The organism is Acinetobacter sp. YH12126, from assembly GCF_013418745.1.
GTDB lineage: Bacteria > Pseudomonadota > Gammaproteobacteria > Pseudomonadales > Moraxellaceae > Acinetobacter > Acinetobacter amyesii.
Genome location: NZ_VPBM01000002.1, coordinates 52,833 through 67,115, shown reverse-complemented (window position 1 = coordinate 67,115; position 14,283 = coordinate 52,833). Strand labels below are relative to the sequence as shown.

Annotated in this window: 12 protein-coding genes; 3 read left to right on the top strand and 9 right to left on the bottom strand. The window is 43.0% G+C overall.

What is annotated here, in order from left to right:
• Positions 1-52: 52 nt before the first annotated feature.
• Positions 53-1,060: an AraC family transcriptional regulator gene (locus tag FTU62_RS00350; protein ID WP_078189717.1), complete on the top strand. Its 1,008-nt coding sequence runs from the start codon at positions 53-55 to the stop codon at positions 1,058-1,060.
• 129 nt (positions 1,061-1,189) lie between these two features.
• Here FTU62_RS00350 and truA read toward each other — a convergent pair whose 3' ends face one another.
• The 5 genes from truA to asd all read right to left on the bottom strand — a co-directional run bounded on the left by truA (position 1,190) and on the right by asd (position 7,094).
• The gene (truA, locus tag FTU62_RS00345; protein WP_078189716.1) at positions 1,190-1,987 is read right to left on the bottom strand and encodes a tRNA pseudouridine(38-40) synthase TruA; all 798 of its coding nucleotides are present in this window, start codon (positions 1,985-1,987) and stop codon (positions 1,190-1,192) included.
• Positions 1,988-2,003: 16 nt separating this feature from the next.
• Positions 2,004-2,966 carry an asparaginase domain-containing protein gene (locus FTU62_RS00340; protein ID WP_180077953.1) on the bottom strand — a complete coding sequence of 321 codons (963 nt, stop codon included), beginning with the start codon at positions 2,964-2,966 and terminating at the stop codon, positions 2,004-2,006.
• Between the two features lie 49 nt (positions 2,967-3,015).
• Positions 3,016-4,326 (bottom strand): fimbrial protein FimV, encoded by a 1,311-nt coding sequence (locus FTU62_RS00335; protein WP_180101438.1) that lies wholly within the window; start codon positions 4,324-4,326, stop codon positions 3,016-3,018.
• Positions 4,327-4,401: 75 nt separating this feature from the next.
• Positions 4,402-5,832 (bottom strand): hypothetical protein, encoded by a 1,431-nt coding sequence (locus tag FTU62_RS00330; RefSeq protein WP_180101436.1) that lies wholly within the window; start codon positions 5,830-5,832, stop codon positions 4,402-4,404.
• A gap of 143 nt (positions 5,833-5,975) precedes the next feature.
• Positions 5,976-7,094 carry an aspartate-semialdehyde dehydrogenase gene (asd, locus tag FTU62_RS00325; protein ID WP_180101434.1) on the bottom strand — a complete coding sequence of 373 codons (1,119 nt, stop codon included), beginning with the start codon at positions 7,092-7,094 and terminating at the stop codon, positions 5,976-5,978.
• A 184-nt stretch (positions 7,095-7,278) separates the two neighbouring features.
• On the opposite strand from asd, the gene FTU62_RS00320 reads away from it, so the two are divergent.
• On the top strand, positions 7,279-8,406 hold the full coding sequence (locus FTU62_RS00320; protein WP_180101432.1) for an endonuclease/exonuclease/phosphatase family protein: 1,128 nt from the start codon (positions 7,279-7,281) through the stop codon (positions 8,404-8,406).
• A gap of 368 nt (positions 8,407-8,774) precedes the next feature.
• Entirely contained in the window at positions 8,775-9,080 is a 306-nt protein-coding gene (locus tag FTU62_RS00315; protein ID WP_180101430.1) for a hypothetical protein, read from the top strand.
• Between the two features lie 161 nt (positions 9,081-9,241).
• On the opposite strand, the gene FTU62_RS00310 is transcribed toward FTU62_RS00315, so the two are convergent.
• From FTU62_RS00310 to FTU62_RS00295, 4 genes are all read right to left on the bottom strand, one after another.
• Positions 9,242-10,372 carry a glycosyltransferase family 4 protein gene (locus FTU62_RS00310; RefSeq protein ID WP_180101428.1) on the bottom strand — a complete coding sequence of 377 codons (1,131 nt, stop codon included), beginning with the start codon at positions 10,370-10,372 and terminating at the stop codon, positions 9,242-9,244.
• A gap of 32 nt (positions 10,373-10,404) precedes the next feature.
• Positions 10,405-11,340 carry an LpxL/LpxP family Kdo(2)-lipid IV(A) lauroyl/palmitoleoyl acyltransferase gene (lpxL, locus tag FTU62_RS00305; RefSeq protein WP_180101426.1) on the bottom strand — a complete coding sequence of 312 codons (936 nt, stop codon included), beginning with the start codon at positions 11,338-11,340 and terminating at the stop codon, positions 10,405-10,407.
• An 86-nt stretch (positions 11,341-11,426) separates the two neighbouring features.
• Complete coding sequence (locus tag FTU62_RS00300; RefSeq protein ID WP_180101425.1) at positions 11,427-12,188, bottom strand: 3-oxoacyl-ACP reductase; 762 nt, start codon at positions 12,186-12,188, stop codon at positions 11,427-11,429.
• 186 nt (positions 12,189-12,374) lie between these two features.
• Positions 12,375-14,279 carry an ATP-binding cassette domain-containing protein gene (locus tag FTU62_RS00295; RefSeq protein WP_180101423.1) on the bottom strand — a complete coding sequence of 635 codons (1,905 nt, stop codon included), beginning with the start codon at positions 14,277-14,279 and terminating at the stop codon, positions 12,375-12,377.
• Between the last annotated feature and the right edge of the window lie 4 nt (positions 14,280-14,283).

Below are 14,283 nucleotides of genomic sequence, written 5' to 3'. Positions count from 1 at the left end.
TAAAATCAATCTTTTTAGGTATAAATGAAGTACATACAAGGAAGGTTCTGGAGTGGGTCAGCTAACTGATGCATCTGTTGTGTTGCGTTTAGGGTATCAAGCGATTCGTCGTGCCGGATTGCCAACAGAAGAAATTTTAACAAAAGCGGGTGTGGCATTAAATCAGGTTGAAACCAATGACCGTACCCCATTGAATGCACAATTTGCATTCTGGGTGGCTGCAGAAGAAGTCAGTAAGGATCCTGATATTGGTTTGCATCTGGGAGAGCATTTGCCTTTATATCGAGGGCAGGTGATTGAACACTTATTTATTTCATCTGAGAATTTCGGTGAAGGTTTAAAGCGGGCTTTGGCCTATCAACGCCTAATTAGCGATGCCTTTCATGCGCAATTGGTGATTGAAGATGACCGCTGCTATTTGACCAATGGTCATCAGCCTTGGGCAGAAAATATCGTGAATCGTCATTTTTCTGAATGCGCGATGTCCGGTGTTTTGCGTTTCTTTAAGTTTATTACTGAAGGGCGTTTTCAGCCGATTTATATCGACTTTAACTTTAGTCAGGGCGCGCCAGATGATGAGTATTTCCGTGTTTATGAATGCCCTGTGAGCTTAGGGCAGAAAGAAACCCGATTGTATTTTGATCCGGCTATTTTAGAGTATCAATTGTGGCAGGCAGAACCTGAGTTATTACAATTGCATGAGCAGTTGGCGATTGAAAAACTTCAGGAGTTGGCGCGTTATGATTTGGTCGGTGAAGTTCGCCGTGCTATTGGTTCAACGCTTGAAAGCGGTGAAACCACACTCGAAACGGTCGCTGCGCAGCTCAACATTACTCCGCGTCGTTTACGGACTCAGTTGTCAGAAGCCAATACCAGTTTTCAGCAAATTTTGTCAGACTATCGCTGTCGTTTGGCTAAAAAATTATTGGCCAATACCAATGAAAGTGTGGAGCGCATTGTGTACTTAACGGGTTTTTCTGAGCCAAGTACGTTCTATCGCGCATTTAAACGCTGGACCAATGAAACGCCTGTGGAATATCGTAAGCGGAAGCAGCGTTAAGGTTGATCTTCGATAAAATCCTTCCCTAAACAGAATCCCCCTTTTTCAAAGGGGGATTTTCATCTTTAGAATCTGGCAATGGCGGAAATGAAACACCCTCTCTGTGAAAGTGAGGTTGGGAGGGATTGTTTATTCAGGCATATTTAGCCAATGTGGTCCTAACGGAACTTGAGGAAGTTCAAACTGAGCTGGATAGTCTGCATGGATAAAATATAGTCCATCGGGTGGTGCGGTGACACCTGCTGCTTTTCGGTCTTCAGCAGCAAAAATATCGTCAATATGGTCAACGTCATACATACCTTGCCCAATTTCCAACAAACAGCCCATGATGTTACGCACCATGTGATGTAAAAAACCATCGGCCTGAATATCTAGGACCAAGTAGCATCCGTGTTGGATCAGACGGCAATGGCTGACATGACGAACAGGCTGATTGGACTGACAGGCTGCGGCACGGAAGCTTTCGAAATTATGAGTGCCTTCAAATTTGGCCGCGGCACGTTGCATTTTTAGCACATCTAATTTTGCATAAACATGGGTCACTTGCTTGTGCAGTAAAGCTGGTCGCTGTGGATTGTTATAGACCACATAGCGATAACGACGTGCTTGCGCTTTAAAGCGGGCATGGAAGTCCTGATCCATTTCCTTAATCCATTGGATGGAGATGTCACGAGGTAATTGGCTATTGCTGCCCATTAACCATCCACGAATGGGGCGAATAGCCTGAGTATCGAAATGTGCCACCATATTGGTTGCATGGACGCCGGCATCTGTTCGGCCAGCGCCATGCAACATGATCGGCTCATTGGCTACTTTACTGAGGACGGTTTCAATGGTTTCTTGCACGCTTGGTACGCCCGGTTGCTGAGTTTGCCAGCCCTTGTATTGCATGCCACAAAACTCAATCCCAATCGCAAAACGTTGCATAGTTACCTCAAATGACTTAATCGTTCCAATGCGCAGTCCAGTCTGCAGCACTGCCGTATTGTAAATACATTTTCAAACATTTGGCATAAAGATCTGCATGACCTAAACAATTGCTCAGTAATATTCCACTATCTTTGACCCAGTCACTCACAGCATAGCGCTGATCTATACCGCCATGAACAACCTGTGTACTTAAGATAATTTTGCAATTTTTTTGTTGTATGGCTTTCAATACATTGAGTAATTCAGCATCAACGGCAATATTGCCTGTACCAAAACCTTGCAAAATTAAAACATCTGGCGTGTGTGTAAGCAGGGTGGCTAAATTTTGACTGTGTAGATCAGTTGCTATCGGTTGCCACATCCAATTCAGGCAATTGAAATGAGCTGCTTTGTCTAAATCATTGGCTTGAACAATATACGGCGATGTCAGCATTGAAAGTGGCTGTGTGGCTGGCAGCCCATCAAAGGCTTTCAGATCGGTTGTATGTACTTTTAATGCGGATTGAGCATGCATCAGTTGATGATGAAAGGCCAAATAAACCCCAACACTCGATTGATGTACCGATTCCAATGCAAAATTTAAATTGTCGATGGCATCGGTAAATTCACGGGTGTTGTCACCAGCCACATTAAACAGCGGATATTGGCTGCCTGTAAGCACGATATGAGCAGACTGTGCCATAAAGTGTGCAAGTACTGCGCTGGCATAGCTAAGCGTGTCTGTGCCATGAATAATTACGAAATGCTGAAATTGTTGTAATTGTAAACTTTGAATTTGTTGGATCAGTGCCAGCCAGTCGGGTGCAGTACAAGCACTACTGTCGCGAATGACAGGTGCGACAAAACATTCAATGTTTAGGTGTAGTGGCAGCACATGCTGTAATTTAGGTAAAAAAGCATTCGCTGGCATGGGGCTTAAAGGCTCACCGATACAACCGAAGGTACCACCCATATAAATAAGAGCAATTTTTTTCATCATAAAAAAAGCAGCCTTGAAAGACTGCTTTAGTTTAAATCGCTTTTGCTTAAGATGCGATTTGATTCAGTAACTGATCTGCTTGTTGACGCTGAGCTGAAGAAAACTCAGCCTCTTTTTCAGTTAAAATTTCACGTGCAGCGTCATAAGCACCTAGTTTGATGTATTGCGCTGCCAATTCAAGATTCAATTCAATTTCATTGACTTCAACCAGTCCAGGGAAAGATTGAACTAATGGATCGTTTTGGTCAGTAGCAGATGGGGTTGACGGTGTGCTTAAACCGCTAATGTCAAAACTCACACCACTTGAAGCAGGGGCTGCAGGTTTAACTTCAGGCGTAGACTCTAAGTTAAACTCTGTTGCAGGAGCGACAACCGCGTCTTCTGTTTTTGCTGTTTCAAAAGCACCTAAGTCAAAGTTTAAGGTTGGGGCTTCAACTTTGTTTTCTTCTACAACCGATGTTTCTGTTGTAAATGAAAAATCTAAAGGTTCGATTTTTTCTTCTACAGTTTCTGTTTTAGTTTCAGCCGAAGCTTCAGTGCTTGGGGCAAAGTCCATTGCAAAATCAATTGGTTTGATTTCTTCAACGGCAGGAGATGGCTGAGCAATCTCATCGGTTTTCGGTGTTGCTTCAAGTGCAGGTTCTGGTGAAATTGAAAGCGTATCAAATTCAAGCGGCTGTATTTTTTCAGCAGGAGCACTTTCAACTGAGGTAGAAATGTCTACTTTTGCAGGCGTTTCAGTGGTGAAATTAAAATCTAGTGGTTTAATTTCGGCTGCTTTGGGCTCAACAGGTGCAGCAGTTGAACTTTGCATTAAAGCATCAAAATCAGAGGTATTTTGAGCTTTTGATGGAACCTCTTCAGTGATTGGTGATACAAAGTTAATGGCATCATCTTTCACATTTTGAGAATTGTCAAACTCTACTTTTTTTGCTTCAGCTTGTTCTAAAATTTCATCGAGTTCAAGTGAACGAATATGGCTCAGCAATTGGCTGATGGCAAATTCGTCTTTTTGTAAAATGTGAATATCTAATAGATATAGGTATAACTCATGTTGTGAGTTGTCACGTTTTAACGATTGATTGATTTGCGCTTCAGCAGAAAAGAAATTACGTTCTGCAATTAATTTTTCAATTTTGCCACGAGCTTCTGTCGTTAATGGTGTCATTGATTTTTTTTCAATGACACTGTTTTCAACCACTTGAGTTTTCTTCGGAGTCGCTTTAGCTGAAACACCCGTTTTCTTGGTTTTAGTGGATGTTGGTTTGGCTTTATCTGATTCTTGATCTTTTTGGCGTTTGTTTAAAAAAACCAATACGATCACTAAGATCACTAATGGAATCACATAAATCAGCATGTTTTAACCCCTTGGAGATAGAGCGATATAAAGTTGCACTCATCTCTATAAAATCTTGATTGGTAACGTTTTAGTTTATTGGCTTCTTTTATCTGCTTGTTGAGCTTTCAACTGTTGTTGCAGTTGAGCAAGACGAGCATTTAATAATTGAATTCTGTGATCCTTTTGATTTAGCGCCAATTCTAATTGAGTTACGTTTCTCTGTAATTTAACGGTTTTTTCACGAGATGTCATAACTTTTAATGACAACTCTTTCGAAGTTTTATTCTTTTCTGCCGCACTGTTGGCAGAAGATTGTGCCGAATCTTGCGCTTTCTCTGCCACCAGACTCATTTCAGCTTGATTCAAACGGTATTTGGTTTTGCCTGACTGCTTCGAAGGCACTTTGGCAAGTTCTGCCGCAGAGACTTTTACAGGCTGTTTTGCTTGCTGCATACCATGCAGATTTAATGCCGCACCACGGCGCAGACGGTTTACGTCGCCCTGAATGAATGCATGTTCGTTGCTGTTTTTAATCTGTTGCATGACTTCAGAGACAGGGCGGTTTTGTTCTGTCGCAATACGTGAGGCAATCCCCCAAAGGCTTTCATTTGAGCGAACCACATATTTTGCCGCAGGTGTTGCTGTTGATGCAGCTGCAGTACTTGTTGGTTTTGGTGTAGATGCTGTTTGAGTTGTCGTTGTTGGATTTTCACGTTTTTGTGCTGCCTGCTCCGCAGCAAATTTTTGTGCCAATGGGTCTTTAGATCTTGCAGTTGATGCTGTTGCAGTTTGTGTGGCTTGCATTTCTGAACTGACAGAGCTGGTCGAATTGGTTTTTGTAACTTGCGAAATTGATGTTTCAGCACCTGATGAAGTACTTGCGCTATTTTGCTCCGCAGGTGCAACGCTATAATTTTGCACATGCGTGGCAGGTTCAATCGCAACAGGCGTTGACGTTGCTAATTGTGCTAACTTCGGCGGTGTTTTGGTGCTGAGTAGTAAGGGTTGTTCTACAGCTACAGGTGCTTTTGCGGTGTAGAGGGTGCTAACAGGTAAATTTAAGGCAATTTCTTTTTCATTTACAATCACGACAGGTGTTAAAGCACGCTCATTGGCGGTTTGATTCGCATTCGATGTGGTTGGATTGCGTTTTAATGGGGTACGAATTTGTTGCAGGCGTGAAGCATTACCTTCTTTAATATTAACAATAAAATTAAGCTCAGCATCGGTCACTGGACGCGAAGAGGTAATGGTAATTACCCCATTGCCCGCACCATCACGACGCGTAAAGAAGTTTAAATGCCCCGGTGGTTGATGCCCTGTACCCATACTCAACAAATCTTCTGCCGTGGCTAAACTTGCACTGAGCGGCACAGATGTATTTGAGTGGCGAAAATGAATCTCAGCGTACAGCAATTCCCCGGGTGCTGACTGGACTTGTACAGGATCAATGCTGATCGCTTGAATGTTTTGAGATGCAATAACGGCTAAAATGGCGATCTTTAATTTGTTATATACGGTCATCTTAATCTTTAGCTCGAATATATGTCGCATGGCGAAAATTATAGATTAGCGAGTTGTCAAAGAATTGTAAAATATTTACACGACAGTTACATAAAAAAGCCGATCAATTGTGATCGGCTTCCTGTTCAGAGACTTAAAAATGCTTAAGCATTTTTATAATCAATGAGAATTCTTAGCATACGACGTAAAGGTTCAGCAGCACCCCAAAGCAATTGGTCACCTACAGTGAATGCACCTAGGTATTCTTTACCCATGTTGAGCTTACGGAGACGACCAACTGGAACAGACAAGGTGCCTGTTACAGCAACAGGAGTCAAATCAGTCATTGACGCTTCACGGGTATTTGGAACCACTTTAGACCAATCGTTGGCACTTGCGATAATATCTTCGATTTCATCCAGTGGAACATCTTTACGAAGTTTTAAAGTCAATGCTTGAGAGTGACAACGCATTGCACCAATACGTACACAGTGTCCATCGATTGGAACGATTTGCTGGTTGCCTAAGATCTTGTTGGTTTCAACTTGACCTTTCCACTCTTCTTTCGACTGACCGCTTTCAAGCTGTTTGTCGATATAAGGAATGAGAGAACCTGCTAAAGGCACACCGAAGTTCGCAGATGGGAAACCTTCACCGCGTTGTAGGGCTGCAATTTTAGAGTCGATATCTAAAATTGGAGAACGTGGGTCATCTAGCAAATCTTTGGTATTGTTGTACAAGTAGCCCATACCTGAAATCAGTTCACGCATGTTTTGCGCGCCTGCACCAGATGCCGCTTGATATGTCATAGACGTTGCCCATTCCACTAAATTATTTTGGAATAGACCGCCTAAACCCATTAACATTAATGAAACGGTACAGTTACCGCCTACGAATGTTTTTGTGCCTTTGACTAAGCCGTCTTTGATTACATTCATGTTTACTGGGTCAAGTACGATGATTGCTTCATCGTCCATACGTAAAGTCGATGCAGCATCGATCCAGTAGCCATTCCAGTTTTCAGCTTTAAGCTTAGGGAAAACTTCAGTCGTATAATCGCCACCTTGGCAGGTGATAATGACATCCATTTGCTTCAGACTATCAATGTCCGTTGCATCCATAAGTGCTGGGGCAGTCTTACCACCAAACGCAGGGGCTTCACCACCTGCATTACTGGTAGAAAAGTAAAACGGTTCGAAATGAGCGAAATCGTTTTCTTCAACCATACGTTGCATAAGGACGGAACCAACCATCCCGCGCCAACCGACCAGACCTACTTTCATGTCACTTTGCCTCGGTGCGTTAAAAAATAAAAAGGGGGTTCGAGTGTACCAAAAGGGCGCATAACTGCAAGCGCTACATAATGAAAACACCAATAATATTGTGCAATATATCTTGTTTATGTTACATGCAAAACTGATATAAATTTATGAATCAATAAAAAATAAAGAATATAAGGGAGGCGTAATGATTTGGATTGAAATACTGGCTGGCTTCGTCATTTGGTTGACATTTTGGTCACTGATCCCACGAGATGAATGGTGGTTTCGTGGTGCAGATTTTCCGCGCCTGCAAATCTTGGCTTTGGGTATATTTGCCTTCATGGGCTTAATTTTATGGAATGCCGAATGGGACTTGGCACGTGAAATCATTTTAATTGGGTTGATTGCTGCCTTGGCATATCAATTAAAAATGGTTTTGCCTTATACCTTTATTTGGAAAAAACAAGTCAAAAAAGTTCGTTCAGACCAGTTAGATAAACAGAAACAAATTTCAATCATTGTCTCAAATGTACTTACGCCGAACACTCAATATCACTTGTTATTGGCACAAATACAAAAGCATCAACCTGACTTAGTACTCACGCTAGAAACAGATCAAACTTGGCAAAATGAATTGGCAGTGATTGAAGCTGATTATCTTTATCGCGTACCCGTACCTTTGGATAATTTGTATGGCATGCATTTGTATAGCAAGTTAGAACTTAGTGAAACTGAAGTCAAATTTATTCTCAGTGATGAAATTCCTTCGATCCATACCCGAGTCACCTTAGCATCAGGAAATCAGGTTCAACTATATTGTTTACATCCCAAACCGCCAAGTCCAACAGAAGCCAAAGATTCAACTTTACGCGATGCAGAATTGCTGATTGTGGGCGATCAGATTAAAGATTTAGATGAAAGTTGCATCGTTATGGGGGACCTGAATGATGTGGCATGGTCACGTACTACACGACTCTTTCAACGAATCAGTGGGCTTTTAGACCCGCGTGTTGGACGTCATTTCGTAAATACCTTTCATGCCAATTATCCACTGCTGCGTTGGTCGCTCGACCATATTTTTCATAGTACAGATTTTGCATTGGTACATATGGAACGCTTGCCCAATATCGGTTCAGACCATTTTCCAGTCTATGTAGTGCTGCAAACAGGCAGGGTATTTGAGCAAATCCAAGAAGAATTAGAGCAAACAGATGAAGATGAACAAGAAGCGCAAGAGGCAATTCAGGAGGGTATAGAAAAAGCTGAGGAAGAGGAGAAGATTGTGACTGATGAAATCGCCCGTGATTATAAGGATGGTACGAAGATACCTTGATTTTGTTTGATTTAAGAGAAAAGTGTAAGAAATAGCTTACACAGCTTTCGGCTTCTGACGAATGGTCAGGTCAAGTGTATTGACTTATTCTTTGATCATCGGCACATGGAACTGGGAACGGAACATCCCACTAAGGAAGACGAAGCCGATGGAAGCATCACGGAACGGATGTAGGAAAGGAAAGCCAATAAAAAATAAAAAGAATACTTGTGAAAGCACAACCTCATAGACCCGAGTTTTGCAGGATGCAGAACTCGGGTTTTGCTTTTGTGATATAGAATTTTTTGCTTTTCTTTTGATCAATTTCTTTATACAGTGTGCCAAAAAAAAACGATGAATTTCCAATAAATATAAGTACGAGGCATTCTATGCTGTCCGAATGGCACCAGAAAATATTGCAGATTACACACTTATCCACCGATGCACTTTCCATTTACCTTGGCTTAATACTGTTCTTTTTTGTGGCCTTTTGCCATCACCGCCAATTGAAATCACATTATGCGATTTGGACGGTTGTGGTCGTCGCAGTGGGATTGGAATTGTTTAGTGCACGCCATGATATTTTAGATAGAGGCTTTTGGCGTATAGGGCAAAGTTTGAAACATATTCTAAATGTCATGTTGTTGCCGCTAATTCTTTGGTTGATGTCCCGATACCGTGTATGGAAGGGCTAAGTGGAAGCCCGAAATTGAAGGGCTAAATGAAAGGATTAAATCGCCAGTTAAAAAATCCTAATAGAAAAAAAGATATTGTGAAATGCACAATATCCTTTCTAGATGTTGATCGAGTTGCTGAATTAAAAATATTTCCCGAGCTTCATCCTGAGCAGCAAGGATCAATGACGTGTAGTCAATCCAGCGGAATGCTGAGAGGCTACTTGCGTATACAACGCTAAAGTCTGATCACACATCTCTTTTAAACTAAACATACTGATAGGTTGCACCTGCTGTGGATGATCTAAATGCAACTTTAAGGTTTCGAGTAATTGGGTTTCATCATCGACAGTGACTAAACCTTGCGGATAGACATTCGATAAAATTTCAGCTACGCCACCACGGTTCCAACCGATTACAGGTGTACCTACAGACAGTGCTTCAAGTACTGTCCGTCCAAAGGTTTCCGCTTGGCTCGACAAAGACAAAACCAAATCGCTAAAAGCTAACCATTCACGGATATCTGAACGATGACCGACAAAAGTAATCCGATCACTCAGCCCTTTAGCCGCAATACTGTCTTGCATTTCTTGTAAATAAGCCGCTTTTTTCGGATCTGCACCACCGACCACCACCGCATGTACGTCGGGATACTGTGTTTGTAGCTGTTCCACTAAATGGATCAGGGTTTCATGACCTTTCAAACGGGTGATACGGCCTGGTAAGCAAATCAGACGCTTATTTTCTAGTTCAGGGAAATCTTTTAGGGTTTGATTGAGCCACTGTGCTGAGGGGTGATAACCATGCGGAAAAGCAGCGGGGTCAATGCCACGATAAATACGCACAATGTCCTTGGTAGGACAGTTTTTGTAGTTGTCCGTGATGTATTTGACAACACTATCCGAGACCGCAATGACTTTTTCAGCCTGCGTCATGATTTGACTGTAGCGATTAATCGAATAAAAACCATGTACAGTTGAAATCAGGTGAGGTCGCTTGTTAGCTGGAATCCCTTTGAGGGCAAAATGCGTGAGCCACGCGGGGACACGTGAGCGCACATGCACGATATCTGGTTGATGTTGCTCAATCAGTTTACGTAGAGGACGAATTTGCCATAAGCTCGATAAGGCTTTTTTATGAATTGCGAGCGTGAGGTGAGTTGAACCTTCAGCTTCCAATTGAGTTACCATGCGGCCACCATTTGAAACCACTAAGGACTCATGACCGGCGGTCACTAAAGCACGAGCTATTTCTAAGGTTCCTCGCTCGACACCACCACTGTTCAATTCAGGTAAAAGCTGCATCACTTTCATAGCATTTCTCTTTTTTATGTGCTGAGTTGAACTCAATAGATTTTGTCATAGCCTTGTGGGCGGGTTTTAAAGCGGCGATGGAACCACATGTATTGTGTCGGTGCGATTCGCAGCTGATTTTCAATAATTTTATTGGTTCGAATAGCATCCGAAACTTCATCGTCACTCGGAAAATTGTCCAAAGCAGGTTCAATCAATACATGATATTGAGGGTTGCTGATGTCGCCATCGCGATAAAAATACAACGGGATCGCCTCGGCTTTAGCAATTTTTAATAAGCGACGATGTGCAGTAACAGTGGCTGCGGGAGTACCAAAAAACGGTGCCATAACCCCTTGTTTCAAACCAAAGTCCTGATCGGGACTGTACCAAATGGCATGGCCATTTTTCAGATTGCGAATCAAGCCACGCATATCGTCATGGTCGATTTGGTTGGCATAGATGGTGGCACGGCAACGCACAATCAACATATCCAACAGCGGATTATTTTGCGGACGATAAACCACATCCGGCTCAAAGAACTGTGCGCATAAGTAGCCACCAGCATCGAGCAGGGTAGAATGTGTGCCGAGGAGTAAAATACCTTTGCCTTCAGCTTGTGCATTTTGAATATGTTCTAAGCCTTCAATTTGCACCCGATTTTTGAACCACTGCGGGCTGTACCATGCATTTAAGGTTTCAAAAATACCAATCATTTGGTCGATAAAAACCTGTCTTGCATTAGCTTCAATCTGTTCTGCCGTCCATTCAGGAAAGCAAACTTCCAAGTTGCGAATCGTGGTTTTACGACGTGATTTGAGATTATTAAATGCGACAGAACCGAGGAATTGCCCAAGTCGATACTGAATTGCCCACGGAAGAATCGCCAAAATCATAAGAAATACAATCCCTATCCAAATTCCCCAATACTGAGGAAGTAAGAAAGACCATTGGAATTTTCCGGGTTGATATGTTGGCTTTTGACTCATAGGGCTAAATCAAAGATTAAAAATAGGGTTCAGTTTAGCATGAAGCTGAATTGAAAGAGAAAGTTCAACCTCATGCTGCATCAGACTTAACCTTTGACTAAACCGCCATCGACAATCAAATTCTGCCCGGTGACTGCACGTGAGTAAGGGGACAAGAACATCATGATGGCCGCCGCAAATTCTTCAGGTGTGGTCACTGTGCGTAAAGGTGTCGATGCTGCGATTAAATCAAACACGGCATCGGGCGTCGCTTTACTGGCATCGGTGCTTTGTAATAAGCCACCTGAAAGCATATTGATGTTAATCCCAAACTCACCCAGCTCATGCGCCGCTGTGCGAGTGAAGGCCAAAAGTGCTGCCTTTGCTGCAGTGTAGTCGTGGTAAGGCACGACAGGGTTTTGTACCAGGTTGGTACCAATATTCACAATGCGACCAAAACCCTGTGCTTTCATCTTGGGAAGCGCCGCTTGAGTGGTGTTGAGTGCAGCGACGACTGTGCCATCAAACTGTTGCTGTAAGTGCTGTGCAGTCAGTTCTTCCATTTTAGGACGGGCATCGCCATTAAATTGAAAATGGATGAGGGCATTATTTACGACAGAGGTGATCGCGGTACCAAAATGTGCTTCTGCTGCGGCAAAGAGCTGTTCTACTTGAGCTTTATCTGTGACATCAGCTTGATAGGTAAACACTTGCTGAGGAAATGCGGTCGCCAACTGTTCTGCCGCAGTTTGACTGGATAGATAGTTCACGACCACGCGTGCGCCTTCAGCTATTAAAGTTTGGCTAATTGCCAAACCGAGGCCACGTGCACCTCCTGTAACCAAGACAATTTGATCTGAAATTTGCATACTCGTGACTCAATCTTATATTGAACGTCACCATAGCAAGCTTTTCACATTTGCGGAATCGTCTTTACAGACGCTGTATGCTCCAATTTGAAACAGCGTCATTTAGGTTAGCCATCCAGTCGAGTCATATGACATAAAAAAAGCCGTATCGAAATACGGCTTTTTCTGTGTGGAATATTTGTAGATTTATCCTTTAGCGAGCGTTTCTAGCTCATCTAAACGTTCCATTTTTTCTAGCATTTCGTCATCAATTTCAGCAAGACGCTGTGATGCTTTGGTCGCAGCATCGGCGTCAGTCATGAACCAAGAACCGTCAGCTAATTTTTCAGACAATTCAGCTTGCTCTTGCTCCAATGCTTCAATTTCAGTCGGCAGTTGTTCTAGGGCACGTTGGTCTTTATAGCTGAGCTTGACTTTTTTAGGCACGGCAGCGGCAGCCGCTGCTTCGGCTTTAGCCATGGCTTTTTTCACATCGCTTTTTTGATCCACGACAGTTTGGTCAGGACGCTGTTCCAAATAGTCTTGATAACCACCGATGTATTCATCGATTTGACCTTTACCATCAAAGACCCAAGTTGAAGTCACCACGTTGTCCATAAATGCACGGTCATGCGAAATCAGTAACAGTGTGCCTTTGTAAGCACTGAGCATTTCTTCTAACAGTTCAAGCGTCACCATATCCAAGTCGTTGGTCGGTTCGTCCATTACGATAAGGTTCGATGGTTTCAGTAGAAGCTTAGCCAACAGAATACGGTTACGCTCACCTCCAGACAGTGCTTTAACTGGTGTACGTGCGCGTTCTGGAGAGAATAAGAAGTCTTGTAAATAACTGTAGATGTGACGACGGCTACCGTTTACATCGACATGGTCTGAGCCTTCAGAGACGTTATCTTTCACTGATTTTTCAAGATCAAGTGCATTTCGAAGCTGATCAAAGTAAGCAACTTCAAGTTGTGTACCTGTTTTTACTGTACCAGTATGTTCTTGCTCACCCAAAATAGCTTTGATAAGAGTGGTTTTACCCACACCGTTGTCACCGACTAAGCCGATACGGTCACCACGTAATACCAGTGCCGAGAAGTCTTTGATGATTGGTGAGCTGTTGCCAAATTGCACAGCTAAGTTTTCAATTTCAAAGACCACTTTACCTGAGCGCTGCGCATCTTGCGTTGCCATGCTCACTTTACCTTGTTGTGAACGGCGTGCTTTAGACTCTTCACGCAATGCTTTTAGGGCACGAACACGACCTTCGTTACGGGTACGACGCGCTTTAATACCCTGACGAATCCACACTTCTTCTTCAGCGAGTTTTTTATCGAATAGTGCATTTTGCTTTTCTTCCGCTTCCATTTGCTGAGCTTTGAGTTCGAGGTAACGTGAATAGTTACCTTCATAGCTACGCAAAATACCGCGGTCAAGTTCCACAATACGGGTTGCGATGTTGTCGACAAATGAACGGTCATGCGAAATAAACAACAGGGTTAAGTTGTTTTGATCAAGCAGGAATTTTTCGAGCCATTCAATACTTTCAACGTCCAAATGGTTAGTTGGTTCGTCGAGTAGCAATACATCGGGCTGCGTTAAGAGAGCACGTGCCAACAAAACACGACGCTTACGACCACCAGACAAATCTGCAAGGTCAGCTTCTGGGTCTAGGCCCATTTTGCTGAGGATAGCATTCACTTTGGTTTCAAGTGACCAGCCATCCATTTGATCCATCTGATGTTGTAGGTTGCCCATGCGCTCACAGGCGTCCATATCGCCGAGTACGCAGGCTTCGCTGGCTTCATGATAAGCACGTAGAACAGTTGCAGCTTCACCTGCACCATCGGCAACAATATCAGCAACTTTGCCCGAATCCATGGGTACATCTTGAGCAAGCATTGAAATCGTAATGCCATTTTGCAATGAAACTTCACCGCCATCTGGCAATAAAGTTCCCTCAATCAGTTTAAGTAAAGTAGACTTACCTTCACCATTACGACCGATTAGACACACTCGCTCGCCACGTTCTAAACTGAAGTTCGCGCCGTCGAGTAGGGAAGGTCCGCCAAATGCAAGCTGGACGTCCCTTAAAGTAATATAGGCCATAATG